Here is a 2141-nt window from a genome sequence, read left to right on the forward strand (position 1 = left end):
GTGTCCCCGACCGGGGGCGCCCGCGGTGTCCGCCGGACCGGCGGCACCCGGGGTGCCCGTGGGATACGCGGTGCCGGTGGGATCCGTGGGGTCCGCCGGAGCTTCGGCACGCGTGGTGCCCGTGGGATCCGCGGTACCGGTGGCATCCGTGGTGTCCGTGGTGTCGGCGACCGCCTCCGGGGCGGTGGCTGCGTCCGGCGAGGGCGCCGAGCCCGCTCCGTGCGGCACGATCGGGTCGAGGCACGGGACGAGCACCACGGTGTTGTCCGGGTCGGCGACCCGGCGCCCGCTGCGCTCGCGGTACACGAACGCGCCCTCGGCGTCGATCTCCACGAGATAGCCCGCCTCCGCGAGCTGTCCCTCGTCCAGGTCGACCAGCCGTTCCCGGCGCGACGGCACCACCCGGTAGGACGGCCACGACGCGTCCGCGTACGTGTCGTGGAACTGGGTGAGCAGCGCGGCCATCCGCTGCTGCCACGGCAACGGCATCGCCTCCACCAGGGACCGGGGCAGCACCACGTACCCGTCGTCGACACCCGGGTGCCCACGGGAGAGGTAGTCGGCCAGTGGTGTGGTCGACGCGGGCGGCGTCTGCCGCCCGGCGTGCGGTGGCGGCGGGGCCGCCGGGGTGTCGCCGGACCCACCGGGTCCGGGCGCGGGGGAACCCGGCAGCACGATCGGGCTCCGCGACTTCCTGCGTCTACGCCACTTCCCGGCCACGACCAACTCCGTTCCCGTCGAGCCTCACCCGCTCAGCGTCACACACCCGGCCGGACCGCCTGCGGAACCAGGCCCGGCTCGTCCCACGAGATCGGCCGGGTGTGGACCGGCACGCCTGTTTGTTGCGCCTCCACGATGCGACCGTCGCCCAGGTACATCGCCACGTGGTGGATGGTCTCCGGGTTGGCGGAGTCGTGCGCCCAGAACACCAGATCGCCCGGCTGTGCCTGCTCGACCGGCAACATCGCGCCCGAGTGGTACTGGTCCCGCGACACGCGGGGAATGACCACCCCCGCCGCCTCGTAGGCGCGCAGCAGCAGGCCCGAGCAGTCGTACGAGCCGGGGCCGGTGGCACCCCACACGTACGGCTTCCCCTGTTCGCCGAGGGCGAAGTCGATCGCCTCCGCGGCGGCCGGGTTGGGCGGGACCACCGTGCCCGCCGGGCTCGTGCCGCATCCGGTCGGGTCGGCGACCTCGCCCATGGTCTCCACCAGGTGCACCGCCATCGCCTCCCAGCGGTGGTACCGCTCGGGGAAGGCGGACCGCTCGACCGCCTGGGCGGCGTCCCCGGGCCGGATGCCCTGCCAGTCCGGCACCGACTCCAGCACGTCGTAGAACTTGTTCACCTGGTACGGCGGGTCGGTGACCTGCTCCGGGGTTCCCCAGCCCATCGACGGCCGCATCTGGAAGATGCCGAGCGAGTCCCGGTCACCGTAGTTCAGGTTGCGCAGCCGGGACTCGGTCATGCCTGCCTGGATGGCGATCTGCCAGGCGCGGGGGGACAGCTCCCGGTCCTCCCCGATCCCGATGATCAGCGAGACGATCCGGCGTTGCTCCTGATCCAGGGCACGGGCGTCGGCGACGCCCCGGCTCTGCTGACCGGGCCGGGACGGCCCGATCCCCGCGTCGCAGCTGAGCAGGTCGACCCCGGCGGCCTGCTGTCTGCTGTCCAGGATGACCACCGCGCCCGCCGCGAGCAGGATCGTGGCGGTCGCGGCGGCGACGAATCCGATCAGCAACCCGGCACGCACGGTGGCATCACCCCGACGCTTCCCGGTACTCGGCCACACGCCACCCGGAGTCCGTCTCGATGACGGTGAGCACGAGCGTCGGCCCGTCCGTGCCGACCTCGACGTCCACCGAACTGGTGTAGGACTCGCGGGCCTGCGGTGTTCCGACGATCTCGGTGCCCGTGATCCGGTCCGGGTCGACCGTCCGCATCCGCGGCAGGTACTCCTCCGTGGTGTACGGGCGTAGTCCGTCGAGCCATTCCCGGTCGGAGGCGACCTGCCCGTGGTCGAGCCACGCGGCCACCCACCGCTCGGCGACCCGCAGCGCCTCCGGGGACGGCGGCGCGCTCGTCGGGGTCGCCAGGGGTTCGGTGAGCCGCGTCGGCGGTGGTTCGGACCCCGACGCGGTGT

At 73.4% G+C, this 2141-nt stretch carries 2 protein-coding genes and 1 pseudogene; all 3 read right to left on the reverse strand.

Features of this window, described 5'->3' with window-relative positions; genetic code table 11:
• Positions 1-720, reverse strand: a 720-nt coding sequence (locus tag ACTIR_RS27150) for a hypothetical protein (RefSeq protein ID WP_199285586.1), incomplete at its 3' end; no start/stop codon positions are given.
• Positions 721-758: 38 nt separating this feature from the next.
• Positions 759-1751 (reverse strand): C40 family peptidase, encoded by a 993-nt coding sequence (locus ACTIR_RS0108435; protein ID WP_026453938.1) that lies wholly within the window; start codon positions 1749-1751, stop codon positions 759-761.
• Positions 1752-1758: 7 nt separating this feature from the next.
• Positions 1759-2141, reverse strand: a pseudogene (locus ACTIR_RS22390) (hypothetical protein); the annotation flags it as partial.

The sequence above is a fragment of the Saccharomonospora iraqiensis subsp. iraqiensis genome, from assembly GCF_000430445.1.
In the GTDB taxonomy this organism is placed as follows: domain Bacteria; phylum Actinomycetota; class Actinomycetes; order Mycobacteriales; family Pseudonocardiaceae; genus Saccharomonospora; species Saccharomonospora iraqiensis.